At 43.2% G+C, this 17,811-nt stretch carries 9 protein-coding genes; all 9 read right to left on the bottom strand.

Annotated elements, in window-relative coordinates; genetic code table 11:
* Positions 1–114 precede the first annotated feature (114 nt).
* Positions 115–1,710 (bottom strand): RagB/SusD family nutrient uptake outer membrane protein, encoded by a 1,596-nt coding sequence (locus tag B2107_RS04315; RefSeq protein WP_293953476.1) that lies wholly within the window; start codon positions 1,708–1,710, stop codon positions 115–117.
* Positions 1,711–1,721: 11 nt separating this feature from the next.
* Positions 1,722–4,691 (bottom strand): SusC/RagA family TonB-linked outer membrane protein, encoded by a 2,970-nt coding sequence (locus tag B2107_RS04310; RefSeq protein WP_293953474.1) that lies wholly within the window; start codon positions 4,689–4,691, stop codon positions 1,722–1,724.
* 11 nt (positions 4,692–4,702) lie between these two features.
* A complete protein-coding gene (locus B2107_RS04305; protein ID WP_293953472.1) occupies positions 4,703–7,291 on the bottom strand; it encodes an alpha-amylase family glycosyl hydrolase in 2,589 nt (862 codons plus the stop codon).
* Positions 7,292–7,486: 195 nt separating this feature from the next.
* The gene (locus tag B2107_RS04300; RefSeq protein WP_293953470.1) at positions 7,487–8,497 is read right to left on the bottom strand and encodes a LacI family DNA-binding transcriptional regulator; all 1,011 of its coding nucleotides are present in this window, start codon (positions 8,495–8,497) and stop codon (positions 7,487–7,489) included.
* Between the two features lie 591 nt (positions 8,498–9,088).
* Positions 9,089–10,372, bottom strand: coding sequence for a Gfo/Idh/MocA family protein (locus B2107_RS04295; RefSeq protein ID WP_201670495.1), 1,284 nt, complete (start codon positions 10,370–10,372; stop codon positions 9,089–9,091).
* A gap of 108 nt (positions 10,373–10,480) precedes the next feature.
* The gene (locus tag B2107_RS04290) at positions 10,481–12,322 is read right to left on the bottom strand and encodes an alpha-L-fucosidase (RefSeq protein ID WP_293953467.1); all 1,842 of its coding nucleotides are present in this window, start codon (positions 12,320–12,322) and stop codon (positions 10,481–10,483) included.
* Between the two features lie 53 nt (positions 12,323–12,375).
* Positions 12,376–13,341: an SGNH/GDSL hydrolase family protein gene (locus tag B2107_RS04285; protein ID WP_293953465.1), complete on the bottom strand. Its 966-nt coding sequence runs from the start codon at positions 13,339–13,341 to the stop codon at positions 12,376–12,378.
* A gap of 29 nt (positions 13,342–13,370) precedes the next feature.
* Positions 13,371–15,929 (bottom strand): alpha-L-fucosidase, encoded by a 2,559-nt coding sequence (locus B2107_RS04280; RefSeq protein WP_293953463.1) that lies wholly within the window; start codon positions 15,927–15,929, stop codon positions 13,371–13,373.
* Between the two features lie 111 nt (positions 15,930–16,040).
* The gene (locus B2107_RS04275) at positions 16,041–17,798 is read right to left on the bottom strand and encodes a RagB/SusD family nutrient uptake outer membrane protein (protein ID WP_293953461.1); all 1,758 of its coding nucleotides are present in this window, start codon (positions 17,796–17,798) and stop codon (positions 16,041–16,043) included.
* Between the last annotated feature and the right edge of the window lie 13 nt (positions 17,799–17,811).

Here is a 17,811-nt window from a genome sequence, read left to right as displayed (position 1 = left end):
CGCCAATGCGTCGAACAATAGATATTGCCCGGTTTCATCTGTCAACAATTGTCTTATTACAGGTAAGGCTACATTGACCGGAAGAGACTCGTCGTTCTTCCTGTCTGATGCTGATTAATTATAGCCTGGATTCTGTACAAGATTGGAGTTCGCAATAATATCCGAAGCAGGAAGTGGGAACAGCGTCCTATACCCGGCAACTGCCTGACCTGCAAGCACACCACCTTTAAAAGGCCAGAGGTAATTATCACCCGTAAATTTGCCATAGCGGATTAAATCCGAACGTCTAAATCCTTCCCAGTATAATTCTTTCACACGCTCATTGAGAATATCATCCAAAGAAAGATTCATTAAGTTCCCACTGTTGTTTCCATAAGCACGTACACGCAGTTTATTGACATAGTCCAGCGCCTTGGCCAAGCTTCCGCCAGAGCCGCCACGCAATGTCGCCTCAGCATAGATCAAGTTCATCTCTGCCAGACGGATCAACGGGAAATCCACCGAAGCAACGAAACCTTCAGCTGCCGGAGGAGCAGTTTTTCCGTCCTTGTTCACATTGCGGAATTTGGTAACCGCCAGTCCTTGCTTATAGACGGCGATATCTTCAATTTTAACGCTCGTATTTAAGTGAAACATTGCCCTCTTGTCCGTTGCTCCGCTGTAGTCTCCGAAAATCGTTGCGATATTGTCGCGTGTCCGATTTCCGGCCCAACCGCCGCCCGGTACACCAAATGAAGTGGGATCCATCGTTGCATCAATAGCTGCATTGATCAGATAAGTTGTACCACCCTTGCTCTGTGTTTTGGTTCCATCATAAGGTAGATAGAAAATAAATTCGGTGTTGTTCACATCATTATCCGCGTAAAAGAGCTCCCGATAATTTGTCCCCAAACTATAGCTCGAGTTCAGTACTTTTTCTGCGTATGTAATTGCTTCGGTATATTTCTTATTACCGGCACCCAGGTAAACTTCAGCGTTGAGGTATAAACGAGCCAACAGCCCCCATGCCGCAACTTGATCGACACGACCATATACATTCTGTTTGGCACCTTTTAGCTGGCCTGCAACTTCCAACAGCTCTTTCTCTACATACGCAAAAAGTTCAGGTCGTTTGATCTGAGGCGGCGATACTTTTCCGACAGGAGTTTCTTCGGTTACAAATGGTGGATTGCCAAATAAATCAAGCAGCACCCAATAATTATAAGCACGTAAGAATCTTGCTTCGGCACGATAATAAGCGATTTCTTTTTTATCGGCATCAGAAATACCACGCTCGGCCAATTTGGCTTCAGTACTTTCTCTTAAAAATTCATTGACTAGCGTTGCACTATAAACACAACGCGTGTAAAGGCCGCGCAGCATGGGATTACTGTCATCAAAATTCAGATAATCTAACCCACTGATACCCGGGTCATTGAGCCATGCACAAGCAGCTTCATCCGTTGTCAGTTCTTGTGCGTTCCAAAAAAGACGCAAAAAATCCGATGTACCGGCATCCAATCCACCTAGATCGGAATTATTAGGTCCTGAAGTACTGGTGAGGGTCAAAGATCCATATAACCTGGCAAAAGAGGAGGTGTACCCCTGAAAATCCTTATAAGCAACATCTGCGGTAACATCGTTGGTCGGTTTTAAGTCCAAATCCTTGTGGCAGCTGCTCAATGCGACGGCAAGCAAGCAAGCGCCTATATATTTATTTAATTTTTTCATCGTTATATTGTTTAAAAACTCACATTAACACCCACCACGTACGTTCTCGGTCTGGGATAGAAACGGTCATCTATACCATTGGATATTTCCGGATCAACCCCTTTATACTTGGTAATCGTAAATACATTCTGTACCGTTGCAGAAATAGACATCGAAGCATTACTGTTCCGGATAAATTTTCCAAGATTGTAACTCAGATTCACATTATCCATTTTCAAAAACGAAGCATTCTTGATATAGTAATCACTCTGCAGCTGTTTAAGCAAAAAATTGGTGTTCAAAAAGTCCACCGGTGCATTGTTGATGACCAATACGGCCTGATCACTGACATTCGCACCACTACCTAGATTAGAAGAAACATTGTCGTAGACATAATTGTCAAGATTTGCGCGCAATACCGTTGTTGCCGACCATTTTTTGTAGCTGTATGCCGCCGTAAAACCCAAAAGATATTTCGGTAACGGTGATTTATACAGATAGCGATCGTTATCGCTGATAACGCCATCTCCATTACGGTCAACATAGACACCTTCGACAGGATGCCCTTGTTCATCATATACCTGTTGGAAAACATTGAAACTGTTTGGCATGAAATTAACCTTATGCGCCTGGATATTTCCGCCTGTACCACCACGGATACCACCGGTCTCTACAATAAAGTTCGGATCATCACTCTGTGTCAGATTGGTTACTTTACTCTTATTATAAGTTAGGTTAAAACCGATGTCCAAGGTCGAATTATCCGTTTTTAGCGGGACGAAGTGTACATTAAACTCCAGCCCCTGGTTTTCCATGTTACCCACGTTGGTCAACAGGAAATTGCTAAAGTTAGAGCCTACAGGGACGGGAATCGTGCTGAGCAGGTCTTTGGTCTTTTTCGAATAATAATCCACGCTACCATAGACCCGATTGTTGCTAAAGCCAAAATCAACTCCGGCATTATAGGTTGTTGTATTTTCCCAACGAATGTCTTTATCGTAGGCCACAGGTGAATTTAAATAGTAGTATTCATCACCAAAGCGATACATCGACTCGTTGCCGCTGATGGTATAATTAGGCAAATAAGAATAGTTGGCGATGCCATCTTGCTGCCCGGTTTTTCCATAACTTAGACGGAGCTTCAGTTCGGATACTGCAGCTATATCTTTTAAAAAGCCTTCGTTCTTTGCCCGCCAGGTAAATCCAACAGAAGGAAAATATCCCCAACGGTTATCCGGACTAAAACGGGAAGAACCATCCGACCGCAAGGTTCCCGACAGAACATAGCGGTTGTCATAGGTATAAATCAGACGGCCATAATAAGAGATCAACAGATTTTCGGGCTTATCAAAAGGCCGAGTAGGTTCATTTAGGATCTTATCACCATCCGCATTTGTACGGTTAAAATTGTAAACCTTGCTACTATTTTTATAGTAGCCATAGCCTAATGTCGCGTCTATCGTACTTTTGATTGTAGGTAATTCCTTATCATACTTTAAATAAAACTCCAGCGTTTTATTGTTGATATCGGTTTTATATTGCGTTCTTTCACCACCCTCATTAAAATTACGTGCAGCGATCGCTGGGGTGAATGTATTGCCTTTGGAACGTGCCAAATCGTAGCCGACGTTTAGGTTGGCATGCAGCTCCGGCAGGAAATGAAAACTATAATCCACCTTTGCATTTCCGATACTTCTAAACACATCGCCATTATCTTTGCGTAAATCCAACAAGGCTAACGGGTTGCGAGGTGCATTGGGATTAGGCTTCCCCCCTTGAATCCACTCGTAGTACCCGCCAAAACTACTTTTATCCTCTACATACACAGGTTGGGTGGGATCGAACTGAATAGCTGTACCAATTGCATCCTGAGTAGCGAATTTAGATTTTGACCAGGTACCACGCACATTCACATCTAAAGAAAGGTGATTGTCCAAAAATTTTGGCGTTAAAGCCAATGCAGCAGTAGTTCGCTTCAAGTTATCATTTTTCAGTACCCCATCCTGGTTCATATATCCCGCAGAAATACGGTATGGCATATTTCCTGCCTTCGAAGCAATATTAACGTTATTATCCGTTGTAAATGCATTGCCATAGATCACATCCTGCCAATCGGTATTGGCTGTTCCTAACAGTTTTTTCATGGCATCACTGCCATTTGTATTGACATAATCACGGATTTGATCGGCGTTGAGTAGCTTTACTTTATTGGCGACTGTCGCCAATGAATTCTGTGTACTAAAATTCACCTGCGTACCGGAGCGGCTACCTTTTTTTGTCGTGATCAAAATCACCCCATTCGACGCTCGCGAACCATAGATGGCTGTTGCATTGGCATCTTTCAAGATTGTAAATGTCTCAATATCATTTGGATTAATCATACTTAATGGGTTTGCTACCCCGGATACAGAACCACCTGCCAATGGAATTCCATCTACGACAATTAACGGATCGTTACTTGCGTTCAATGAAGCTCCGGTACGGATACGTATGGTGCTTGCTGCTCCTGGCTGCCCCCCACTTGTCGTAATCTGTACGCCTGGAACTTTCCCCATAATGAGTTGCTCCGGCGAGGAGATCTGTCCTTTTTGAAAATCTTTTGCAGATACTGTGCTGATTGAACCCGTCAGGTCACTTTTCTTTTGCGTACCATAACCAATCACCACAACCTCTTCCAGTGCACTGGTATTGGATTTCAGGTAAAGGTTTAACGGATGCTGTCCATCGCCGACCTGGATCAAGGTATCCAGGGTCGCATATCCGACCATACTTACCTTCAGACGTAATTTCCCCGTTTGTAGTCTATCCAAGCTAAAATCCCCATTCGCATTGGTAGACAGTGATTTTTGAATATCCTCGAAGCGCAGTGTAGCACCAACCAAGGAACTCCCCTTCTGGTCCATTACTCGCCCTTTTAGCGTTGCCTGTTGCGCAAATGCCGAAGCACTTACACCGAGTAGCATGCTCAGAGCCCAAAATGGACGTGATAGCTGTTTGTTCATAAAATAACTGTTTATTTATTTAGTTTTGTTTTGCTTATCAATTGGTACTGCCCAGGTAGGAGACTCAATTTTGACTGGCCTGACCAATTGAGCTCTTTTCCCGTAAAATTATCGACCCACTGCCCCTGCAACGCTGCCGGCAAGGCAAAGTCCACACTTTCTACCCCAAAATTGCCAAGTACCCCTACTTGTTGTCCTTCCTTTTCGAGAACAAAATATTTAACGGCATCTTTCATAGCCGATGTGATAATTGTCCCGTTTTGGAAAATGCTATTTTTGGTTTTGAAACGTGTAAGTTTGGCGTAGGTCTCAAAGAGCTTTTTGCGATCATCTTGTTGTAGATAACTCCACAACAATGGTTTTTCGCCTGTGCGCCCATTTTCATCGATAGATACATCATAGCCGTATTCACCAAACTGCCAGATCATCTTAGGTCCGGGCGAAGCCAATAAAAAGACTGCAACCTGTTCCATACGTTTTAATGCCGTGCTGAGGTTCTTGATGTTATAACTACCTGATGAATTGCCATAATTCAGGCATTTGAACAGCAACCGCTGTTCGTCATGGCTTTCCATATAAGACACAAACGAGGGTTGTGTCATGCCGTGGCCCGAAGGGAATAATCTGCCTAAATCCGAGCCGTTGTTGGCATTCCAGCCCATCGCCGCCTCATTGAAGACCCCATTCATGTTGTTCCATAGCAACATCCCCGATTGCGCAAGTTCGGCCTCTTCCTGATCTCCGCCAAGATGTTCGAGAATAATATAACACGAGGGATCGATGCTCCGAATATGCTGCTGGTATTGCTTTAAGATCGCCACACGGGAAGCATCATAGGCATTCCAAGCGCTTAAATCACTTTCTGAAGTGCCTGAATTTTTCTGCGTAAAGCCTTTAGACAAGTCAAAGCGGAAGCCATCGATCTTGTATTCCTGCATCCAATAGGTCAAGACATCTTTAACAAAAGTCTGTGTATAACTACTTTCATGGTTAAAGTCGAAGCCAACATTAAACGGATGCTTGGCAACTGTATTGAACCAAGGACTATTGACAGCGACGTTGCCCTGCTCCATATAAAGCTGTACAAGCGGCGACTGACCAAATGCGTGATTAAAAACAACGTCCAAAATCACGGCAATACCATTTTCGTGACAGGCATCGACATAAGCTTTCAGGTCATTTTTCAAGCCGTAATATTTATCCAATGCCCGGTGGAATGAAGGATTATATCCCCAAGTCGAATTCCCTTCCGATTCCTGTACAGGCATTAGCTCAACGGCATTTACACCCAGCCTTTTTAAATAAGACAAAGAATCCTTGAGTGTAGTATATTGATGCTGTCTGACAAAATCGCGGACCAACAGTTCATAGATCACCAAATCACCTTGAGCAGGTCTGTTAAAAGCAGTTGTTTTCCAGGTATAAGCCTTTGTGGAAAGATCCAATACGCCGACAATACCATGCGCAGCTGCGGGATAAGCGGGTACAGCCGCTGCTGTAAGCCCAAGTACAGCATCATTCTGCGGATCAAGAATCAGTTCAGCATAGGGGTCAGCGATAGCCAATTGGCCATCCACCAAAAACTGATAAGTCTGTTTTTTGGAGAAATCCAGATTCGACACCGTTACCCACCAGGTTTTGCCGTCTGGAGTCTGGCTCATCGCATAGGCTGGTAATGCTTTATAGTTGTTAAAACCACCTAACAGATATACACTTTTTTTCAGTGGTGCTGTGAGCGCAAAACTGACCTCCCCTTTTTCCCTGTTTATGGTTGTTCCGTTTGGATTGATACCTATCGGGAGGGCAGCAATGGTAGCTTTTGATTCTACAAATAGCTCCACTTTACTGGAATATACCTTGCCATCAGCTTCCAAGCGGGCTTCGAGCTCATGCAGGCCGTTGCTTTGTAGACTAACAGATTTTTCTAAAGACAGTGCAGCAGAAGATTCAGCCAGCAATATACCATTGTCCCAGACACTGATTTTTCCGGACTGCGTTGCCTGTAATTGTAGCTTCAGGTTATCGCCAACGGTGTACATCTGCTCAGTGGTCATTGGATCTGTGGGTTGCAGCGTAGGCGAAACAAAACGAATGGCTTGCGTATTGCTCGTTACAAGAGGAAGAAATAGATCTGAATTATTTTTGTTGCGTTGGACCAGCGACCCATCTCCATTGCGGACTAAAAGTGCCATCTGACCAAATTCTCCGCCATTAGTCAGGTTAAAAAATTTGGAGGGGGTAAATGTGAATGAATATAAACCAGCAGAAACAAATTTAAGTTTATAGGCATTGTCATTCTTAGACCAATCTGTCGCGACATGTTGCCAGCTGCTCCCATTGACAGGAATCAATCCGGCGTGTAGGTACAGGTCTGTAGTGCTTCCCTTTAAAGCCGCATTTCCTTTCGAAAGATCAAATTGCAACGTGATTTCCTTATCCCAAAAGATAAATGGAGCAGAAAGATTCACCAAACCGGATCCCTGCTGTTCAACAACAGGAGGTTGTTCGACATCCACGATATCTTTCTTATTTGCACATGATGATGATAATAGGACAATCACCCAGAGATACCCTATTAAACGAGAGATATGCTTCCCCATCGATAATTAGCTTTACTTGGAATCTGACACTGGGAACGTTCCCGAAGTCAAGGCAAAAAGAAATCGTTTGTGGCGATTTGCTGGATTTCCCTATCCATTATTTTATACAAATTGATTATTTAAATACTTTCGGGAATGTTCCCGAAAGTATTCAAAGCTAAATAATGGGATTACAAAAAACAAATATTTTTTTTCTTATTTCAGGCTAGATTTTTGAAAAATAAGCTGGGAATCAAGGTAAACCGAATTAGCAAACTTACTATTTTCAGGGTCTTCCATCTTATCCAATAGGTATTTTGTTACTAATTGGCCCATTTCATAGGCTGGTTGTTTCACTACGCTCAGTGCCGGGTCAATCAGATCGGCGATATCCAAACAAGAAAAACAAATGATTTTAAGATCTTCAGGAATCCGAATTGCAAGCTGCTTGGCAACCCGTATACTCGAAATAGCAAGACGCTCTACCGAAGCAAATATGGCATCGGGTTTCTCCTGCTCGATCAAGTCGGCAATATCTTTCATATTCTGATCAGCATCATTCACCGTATCCAAAATAAGCGCTGGTCTGATCGGAATTCCCACTTCCTGCAGCGCCTTTTCGTAGCCATCTTTACGCACCTTACCGATGGAGACATTCGGATTGATTGCAAGATAAGCGATCCGTTTACAGGCATTATCGATCAGGTGTTTGGTTGCCAGGTAAGCCGAATCAAAGTCATTACCCGTAATGTAGCCCCCCTTCCAATCGTCATAAGCACGGTCAAAAAACATGACCGGTATTCCCCGTTCCGCCAAAAGTTGTAAATGCGAATGGTCCTTACCCTCACCCGACGCCGAAATGATAACGCCATCCACCCGTCCATTGGCCAGTGAACGTACGATTGAGGCTTCATTTTGCACCTGATGATCCGTCACATAAATCAAGGTATGATAGCCCTTGGAGCGCGCCACAGCCTCAATTCCTTTGATGGCCTGCGAGAAAAACTTATTGCCAAATTCGGGAATAATAATCGCAATGGTCAGACTTTTATTTGCCTTTAGACTACTCGCATAAACATTCGGCGAAAAACCGATTTCTTCGGCCATAGCCAAAATCCGAGCTTTTGTCGCTGGATTAATGTCCACGTTATCCCGAAATGCACGGGAAACGGTCGATTTTGATAAGCCGAGTTTTTTGGCCAAATCTATAATTGTTAATTGCGACATATCGAGATTACTTTTGCTGTTCGAATGTAATAATTGTTGGATACAAATAAAGCAATTATCTATCCAGAATAGCAAATTTTCTTTTTGTCCTCTCTCTTTTAAATCAGCGGCCATATTTTTTCTATCTCCCGATAAGAAAAGCGATCTAGTGATCAAATCGTGTAAATAATCATTTCAATAAGCTCGCTTTCATCCGCTTTCCGTTAACAGAAAAACGTGTTTTATATGGCCTTTTTTGTCTATAGCACTAATGTTGTCTTCGGGTTGTCTTCCTATTGTGTTCGTACCACCTTCGCCTGTGGAGAATCTGGTTACGGCTATCGATTGAAAGTTGACCAATTCCTGTTCCGGGTCTAGTCAATAGCGGGTCAATAGCAGTACCATATCTGTTTCGCATCCGAATAATGTACGAAGCAGATGCCAAACTTTCCGCACTATTTTATCAAAAAATTGGGATGAAGTACTTAGCAAATGTTGCGCCCGAGACGGAGTAATACAGGTCTACATTGTCTTCGAAATATTAATCCATCAACAAAACAGGCTTAGCAAAAAATGCTAAGCCTATTTACAATTAATCGCTCATTTTCTTTACTAGAATTTTCTAAAATCCCATTCCCCGCGATAAGGGCGACTGCGCATGAGATTAGCATAGTCATTGTCGAACTGTTCTTTTTGTGGATTCCATTTTAAATCCTTTTGAAGTTCATACGCAATATTGATGGCATTGCACACTGAGCTCGTCCGGTGACCTATTTCAACATCACAGATAGGTTTACTTCTTTTTTTAATCGCATCAACCCAGTCCTGATAGTGATTATCACTATAATACAAACGACGATCAGAAGAAGTCAGTTTAAGATTCGCCAAATTTTCCGGGTTCGAGCGGATAAATTCCCGACTTACTTCAATCTTACCTTTTTCACCGATAAATTGGATCGCATTATGTACTCCCCACTGCACATGGTTTACCCGAACGCCATTGGCATAGCTAAACGAGAGCCCGCTATTGCTATTGGCTTCCTTGGGTGGATTAAACTGAACAGGGCCCGATTCATCCATGCCCAAGGCCCATTGTACGATGTCAAACATATGTGCTCCCCAATCGGTGATGTAACCGCCACCAAAATCACGGTAACCGCGCCACCAGGCCCATTTATCGTCCTCTAAAGGTGGGCTTAATATCGGATTATAACCCCGATATGGTGAAGGTCCTACCCACATATCCCAATCGAGATAATCGGGGGCTGGCATGGAGGGAAGGTCACATTGTTTGACCGGTTCGCCCACAGAAACATTGATTTCCTTGATTTTGCCAATATAGCCATTGAGAACCAGTTCTGCCGCCTGTCTAAAATTATAGGAAGAACGCTGCATGCTGCCCGTCTGAAATACACGTTTATATTTTCGGGTTGCATCGACCATGGCACGACCCTCGGCAATAGTCAATGCAAGGGGTTTCTCACAATAAATATCTTTGCCAGCTTTAGCCGCATCAACTGCAATCTGCGCATGCCAATGATCGGGTGTAGCAATGACAACAGCATCAATATCTTTCCGATCCAATAGTTCCCGATAATGATGATAGGCCTTGATCTCAGTCTGTGCTTTTGACAATTCCGTTTGCTTTTTCGCTGTCGCAGCAATAAATGCGGCCAACTTATTACGGTCTACATCACAGGCAGCCAGACTTGCAATTTCCTTGCAGCGATTGAGGCCATTCATCAAGGTATAGGATTGTTTTCCGACACCAATAAACCCAAGATTGATACGATCACTTGGTGCAAGAAATCCATTGCCTCCCAACACAACGCGCGGGACAATTGTAAAAGCCAAAGAGGATACAATTCCCTTGGCTATAAATTCTCTTCTTTTCATTCTTTATGGATAGTTTATTCTTCTGCACGTCCCTATAGTACTTCTTCACTCCTTGACGGCAAAATGGTTTATGTATGGATAATTTGTTCAGGTTTTCTTAAAGATAGTTTATTCTTGTATAGGAACCAAAGTAATCGAAGCAATCTCTGGCAAAGTATCGCCTTCGATGGCTGTAGCCTGCAAAATCACCTTCGTACTGGGCTCACCAATTACTTGCTGGGATACCTCAATGGTTCCCATGGCCACTTCCTTAAATTTAGCTTCTTTTTCAGCTACGAATGTCCACGGGAGCTGCTGTCCGAGCATCGAGAGCACAATCTTTCCGTGCTGCTTGCTATTCGCCAGATAATTGACGAACACACGATACTTCCCTGGTTTTTGAATTTTGATATCCCAAAAAACTTTATCCGCAAGGTCTTTCCATTGACCGATGGCGTTCGGACGGTTCGGATCATGGGTATGTGCACCAATAATTTTTAATCCCTTTCCTTCCTGTAATTTTGCATTATTTGCGTTCATCACGATGCGTCCATCTGCCTGTGTTTGGGTCAGGCTTTCCTCAACAATTGGTTTTCCCTGGATTTCGACCACAATAACCTTCGGTCCCTTCTTACTGTCGAAGATATCAACAGGAATTGCTGGTCTTCCGTTTTCTAAAGTGGATTTTAACTTCATTGTAGGTGAAGCTAGGGCGTAGACAGCCGTCACTTTATTTTTGATAGGCAGATTTATTTTTCCATCGGCCGGACGATCAAAAACATGCAGATACAGCTTCCCATTTTTTTGGGTACAATACCCCCAATCCAAGGCCTGAAAAGGGCTCGCGGTGGTACCGTAAATAGATTCGCCATTGACCTTCATCCAATCCCCGATTTGCTCCATAATCCGCACCGCAGGTTCAGGAATGGCTCCGTCACCATCGGGTCCAACATTTAACAGGAAATTGCCCCCTTTACTCACCGTTTCCACAAATAATTGCATGATCTTGGGAAAACTTTTCCAATTTTGATCATGGGCGCTATAGCCATAACTTTCATTCATAGTATGGCTTACCTCCCAGTACATGCCTGGCAAATCTGTTGGTGGAATATATTTTTCGGGAGTTCCGATATCTCCGTTCTTATTTTCGAGTCCGTTCCAAAATCGATTATTGATAATAATATTGGGCTGCCATTTGATCAGATCTGTCAAGATATGCTTTGTCCCCCAGGCTTCGCCCTCATGCTGTTTGCTGCTGAAATCGGGCCACAGCATGTCCAGCCGCCCATAGTTTTGTGCAAGTTCCTTGATTTGCCCATAGAGATAGGCTTTGTAACGTTCATGATCTGGCTGATGCTTATTCACATTCGGGTTCAGCTGAAAAGCTTCATAAGAATCGGGATGTTGCCAATCCAGGAGCGAATAATAAGCTCCTACTTTCATTCCCTCCTGACGGAAAGCATCCATAATTTCGCGATAAAGATCTCTTCCTTTCGGCGATAAATTTGCCGTACCCGTAACATCATTTTTCAAGGCATAAGGCTGTTGACTATTGAACAGGCTAAAGCCTTCGTGGTGTCGGGAGGTCAGTACCATATACTTCATTCCAGTTTTTTTTGCAAGGCGTGCCCAGGATTGTGGATCAAAAGAACCTAAAGTAAATTTTGGTTTCAGTACTTCAACATAGTGCTTACTGGGAATTTTCCCCCAGGTTTGTATCCATTCGGCATAATGCTGTGGATATTGTTTCCCTTCAAAAGAACCACCTGCTGCACTGTACAATCCCCAATGGATAAATAGTCCAAAACGGGCCTCTTTAAACCATTCCATGCGTTTATCTTGCGTCTCCTGCCAACCGGCAACACCTTCATAAGGTGGTGATTTTGTCTGTGAAATAGCAACATCGGTCATGCACAGCAACATTCCCACTGCTGCTACACACTTCCACTTAAAAAAATTGATTTTGATCATGATATAGATTTATACATAAAAGTTCATTTATTCGGATCGCAAGCTATCGCAAATCAGAAACCCAACATTTTTATTTCATCTTGAATAGCAGCATATGCTTTGCTTGCATCTTCTACTGGAATTCCCTTGGATAGTCCAGGTCGTTTATGACCTGTATAGGTTAGCCATGCGTCTTTCATCATCGTCTGCCTTTTCAAAACAAGCGTATATAACTGGCGAAGTTTTGGTTGATTGTGCAAATTGTCATCCCATGTGCTTTCAATCGGGAAATCAGGCATCAGGTGCTGTACTATTTCCTTAGCCATTAGCCAATGCCCCAACTCTCCGGGGTGCACCCCATCTGCGGCCAGTTTAAACTGAGCGTCTTTCCCGATCTTAGCTTCCAAGTAACGACGCATGGGAAAATGGAGGTCTATGATTTCCCAGGAATGCATTTTGGCATAGCCGATAAGCCATTCGGCATAGCGATCCAATACTTTATTGTAGCCATTGAGCCGAAGCTGCGGATCATCATGTACCGGGGGTGTCATCCATAGGATGCGCTTGACGCCCCGATCGACCAAACGTTTGTGCAAACGGATAATTCCATTTTTATAGGCTTCAAAACGGATAGCATCAAAAGGGAGATAAATACCGTCATTCATACCGTAACAAACAAAAACAACCTCAGGTTTTATTTTATCGAGCACATTGTCCAGTCGATCAAATAGACAGGGGCGTGGAAATTTTCCATCGGCATGATTCGGTTCACTGAGTCCAGAAACGGTCTCACTTGGTAAGCCCGAATTAATAAACTGAGGTTTCCTTTTCGGGTGACTGCTTAGGAATAGACTTTCTGTCATAGCGACATATTGCCCCGCGTAAGTAATACTATTGCCTAAAAAAAGTACTTTCTGTGCATCCCCCCAGCCAAAACTATCCGTTTTTTTCTGCCCAATAGCTTGTCCATACCATATACTAAAGCAGAGGAAAATTGGCAAAAAGCGTATTTTTTTTGTTTTTAATAATAGATTCAACATCGTTATAATTGATAAAGCTAATAGCTGGATTAGCCTAGTTTTATTTTTAGCGCATAGCCCAAGCTACTGTTTTGTATCTTCTTGGGTAATTTCAATTGCAATCCATGGTTATCCTGCTGGAAATCGATTTGACCAAACCCTAGAATTTCCACTGATTTCACTTTAGCCTTATTCTGGTTCAGGGACTGTACCTTAACGATTCCATCTTTGGGTACTACAAGAGCCATCGCATATACAAAATCATTCTTCTGAGTAAACCAAAAATCCAAGGCTGTAAATGATACTTTAAATCCTTCCCTTTCCCGTTGTTCGGTATCTGTTATCCGAACTGTTGTTGGTCCCTCATGCGCGATGGTCCAGGGCGATGTCCCATAAACCGCTTCGGCATTGAACCGCAACCATTTCCCTAAGATAGCAAGATTTTTCTTTACCGGTGTGGCTACATTTCCTTGTGCATCTGGACCAATATTAAGCATATAATTTCCTCCTTTACTGACAATTTCAAGGAGCCAATACCTTAATTCATCCACATTTTTCCAATCGTGGTCATAAGATTTATAGCCCCAGGAATGGTTGAATGTTCCAATGGCTTCCCAAGGCCTGGTAAAACGCTCAGAAGAGTCAGGAATCCGATTATCTCCAGGAATGGCATAATCGCCCATACCATTGCCAATTCGCTCGGAGACAATAACACGTGGATTACAATCATACACAGTTTTATAGAATCGAAAGCTCTGTTCTGCAGTCATCAATCCCGGCATATCAAACCAGATATATTTCAACTGTTTAAACCGCGTCAAAATTTCCTTTACCTGAGGAATTGCTTTTTCGTTGAGATACGAAGCGAAAGAATTTTCGCTGGGATCCCAAAGATTGGCACCAAAAGCATCGGTTTTGGCATGAACAAGATCATGCTGTGCCTTTGTTACCGCATATTGCCCGTCGCTACCATCCCGCCAGTCGATATTCTGTGAATAATAGATACCAAAATCGAGTTTGTGCCGAAGACAAGCATCATAAAGTTCCTGAATGATATCGCGTTTAAAGGGCGTAGCCTGCTTGCTATTGAATGAACTAACCGCTGAACCATAGAGGGCAAATCCGTCGTGATGTTTGCTCGTCACAACAAGATACTTCATCCCTGCGTCCTTGGCCATTTTAACAATTTTATCGGCATCAAAAGATTGCGGGGAGAATTGATCCGCCAATTTTGCATAAGTAGACCGAGGAATTTTTGCAACCAGTTGAATCCATTCAGCAACACTCGGGCTACCCAAATCTTCCATTTTTTGCCCATTCCATATCCCTGCCGGAATAGCATACAGCCCCCAATGGATAAATAGACCAAATTTCTGCTGCTGAAAATCTTTTAATGCCTTTGCCTTCTGTCTATTCATCTCCCCCCATTCGTTCATCAATTGTGTAAGCTGATGGTTTCGCTTGTTCCAGCGCATCAATGCTTCTAGATAATAATAATCTGCATACACTAGCGGGACGTCAATCTCCCCTTGATGCGGAATACTGCCTACACTATGTTTCAGCACAAACAAACCGTTTGCTCCAACCGCACTGGAGTACTGCGGTGAACCCAATGAGCGCAAGATCGCTTCGGCGACATCCAAATATTCCTGTTGCTGTCCAGTTCCCATGTAGTCAACCAGTTCCAGCAATGCCGAAGCAGTGACGGCCGCTGCCGACGCATCCCGTGGAATAGTCTCAAAATCTGCTTTACGATAATTCCAGTTTGGGACAAATCCCGCTTGATTTACATCGAAGTCCCATTGTGGCACCTTATCTTGAGGCAGGCGCGGATGCTTTATATAAAACTCAGCCATTTTTAGCGCAGCCTGTAAAAACTTAGGGTCCTTTGTTTCACGGTACATCACAACAAACCCATACAATCCCCAGGCTTGCCCTCTAGCCCAAGCGGAATTGTCCGAAAAACCCTGTGCCGTTTCCCGGCTCAATACAGCACCGGTATTGGGGTCATAGGTAACCACATGATAAGAACTGTAATCTGCGCGATATTGATTTTTCAGCGTCATTTCGGCGTGTCGAATAGCGGCATTACGATAAACAGAATCCCCGGATAATTTGGAAGCTAAAAAAAGAAGTTCCAAATTCATCATGTTGTCGATAATGACAGGGAATTCATACGTATGTTTACCATCCCAAGAGGAAAAGGTATCCCAAGACTTAATTGCACCAACCTTCGGATTGAAACGTGTCAATAGCGATTTGGCGCTCTGGATTAAAATTGATTTGAATGTAGTATCACCAGTTAACCGATAGGCATTTCCATAACTACAGTTCATCACGAAACCAATATCATGGTGCTGCGTATTATATTGATTTTGGCGTAATGAATTCGTCCATTTTAGTGCAGCGTCCCGCCATTGATCCTTGCCGGTATACTCAAAGACATACCAAAGGCAGCCTGGCCAAAAACCACCCGTCCAGTCCCGGATATCTGTAAAAGTTGTTTTTCCCGTCGGATCTGCCGATCGTGGATACTTACGCAGATCGCTATGATCGTCATACAACAAAGCGTACTGCCGCTGGGCCAAATCAAATCCCTTTTTTACCATATCGCTTGTATCCGCACGTAGAAAAAAAGGATAAAAAAAACTCAAAAAATAAATAAAGTATAGGCTATATCTAAAAAAAATCATGTTTAAGTTCATTTTATATCCATAAAACTAATCGATCCAACCTGGGTTCTGCACCAGGTTTACGTTCATCTGTATTTCTGAGGTCGGGATAGGCCATACGTTCAAAAAGTCACCCTTATAGCTATAATTCCCAACATTTGTCCCCCAAACCTGCTTACGTCCATTGCCTGCTTGAAACACCTTCTCTTTCCAGGTTCCCCAGCGCAATTCGTCAAAGTAATTGATCCCTTCATTCGGGAACTCAACCCGACGTTCATTACGAATACGTAGGCGTAAGTCCTCCTTCCCGCCAACGGCAGTTGCAGCATTGGAATTTAAAAGTGCTACTCCCGCACGCTGACGAACTTCGTTAACTTTTGCTATTGCTTCATTTAATTTACCTTCTTCATTCAAGGCCTCGGCCCACATCAATAAAATATCAGCATAGCGGAAAATCGGAAAATCGATAGGACCATAATTGCGATCCACAATCTCATTGACTCCTTCAGCGACAAATTTTCGATAGAAATAGAAAAAATTGATCTGTGTATCACTCTGAATATCGCCGTCTACCTGCGCCTGCCCGCGAAATGGCCAGCGCATAAATTGAAGACTTTCAACATTCGTAAAATTATAGGCACCCCTAAAAGTCGAATAAGGCGTCACGACATTGGCCTGCAAACGGGGATCACGATTTTCATAGGCTTTTTTTATACGCTCCTCATTGCCTTGCGGTAGATAAAGACTCATCTTTGCACCTCTCAACGCTGCTGCAGTTTTCTCGGCCTCCGTGAGATTGTTGCGCAGAAAAAACACCTCCCTTTCATTTTCGGTTAGACCGCTGTATCCGGGAATAATTTTATCCCATTCAAACTTAGAACCATCGTTATTTTCATAGAGATCGACCAAATGTGGCGAAGGCATGTAATAATTCCAGCCACGCGAATAAACCGAGGGCCAACCACAAAACAATTGCATATTATTTCCATAGCCTGACTCACTCCGATGCTGAATAGAAAAAATCATCTCAGGACACTGTTCATTAGCTTCTTTAAACAAAGCTTTATAATCTCCAAAAAGTGTGTGGCCAGCATCTTTTACTTTTTGAAAATCTGCCGAAGCCTTTGTCCAATCTTTTCGATAGAGATAAACTTTACCCCGTAAGGCATAAGCTGCCGCCTTTGTTGCATGTCCATAATTCGCATTCCCTGCAGGATAACGATCCGGAAAATTAGTTTCTGCGATACAATCGTTCAAGTCTGCCAGGATTTGATTCCAGACATCATCTTCCGAACTACGTCCTTTGATGGCCTCGGCTGCAGTAAACGGCTCAAGGTAGATGGGAACCCCTTTGTAGAGCTGATTGAGCCGAAAATAAAAGTAAGCACGTAGAAATTTAGCTTCCGCAATATATTTCGCTTTTTTTTCCGCTGTAGAAGGCGATTTTAGGGGAATATTCTTTAAGGCATCGTTTGCACGTTGGATACCTTCATATTGAATCTTCCAAACATTCACAAATAAGGGATCACCGGCGGTGATGGTACCGGTCAATAAGGGTTCATCAAAACGTGCCTGCCCAGTATAGGAGAAACGGTCAAACTGATAAAGTTCATAAGGTGAGATCAGTCCGCTATGCCCCATTAAGAGTCGAAAGGAACTATAGATCCCCGCAATCCCTAAATCAGTTAAATTGTCGGTTGTCCACATCGTTGCGGTGGAGACCGATGAATAGGGGGAAGTATCCAAAAGATCTTTTTTGCAACCCAATATACTTGTTAGCAATACAATTGCTATTATTTTTTTCATCATTTTCATTGTC

The organism is Sphingobacterium sp. UBA7855, assembly GCA_002500745.1.
GTDB lineage: Bacteria > Bacteroidota > Bacteroidia > Sphingobacteriales > Sphingobacteriaceae > Sphingobacterium.
This window is presented reverse-complemented; position numbering and strand designations above follow the sequence as displayed.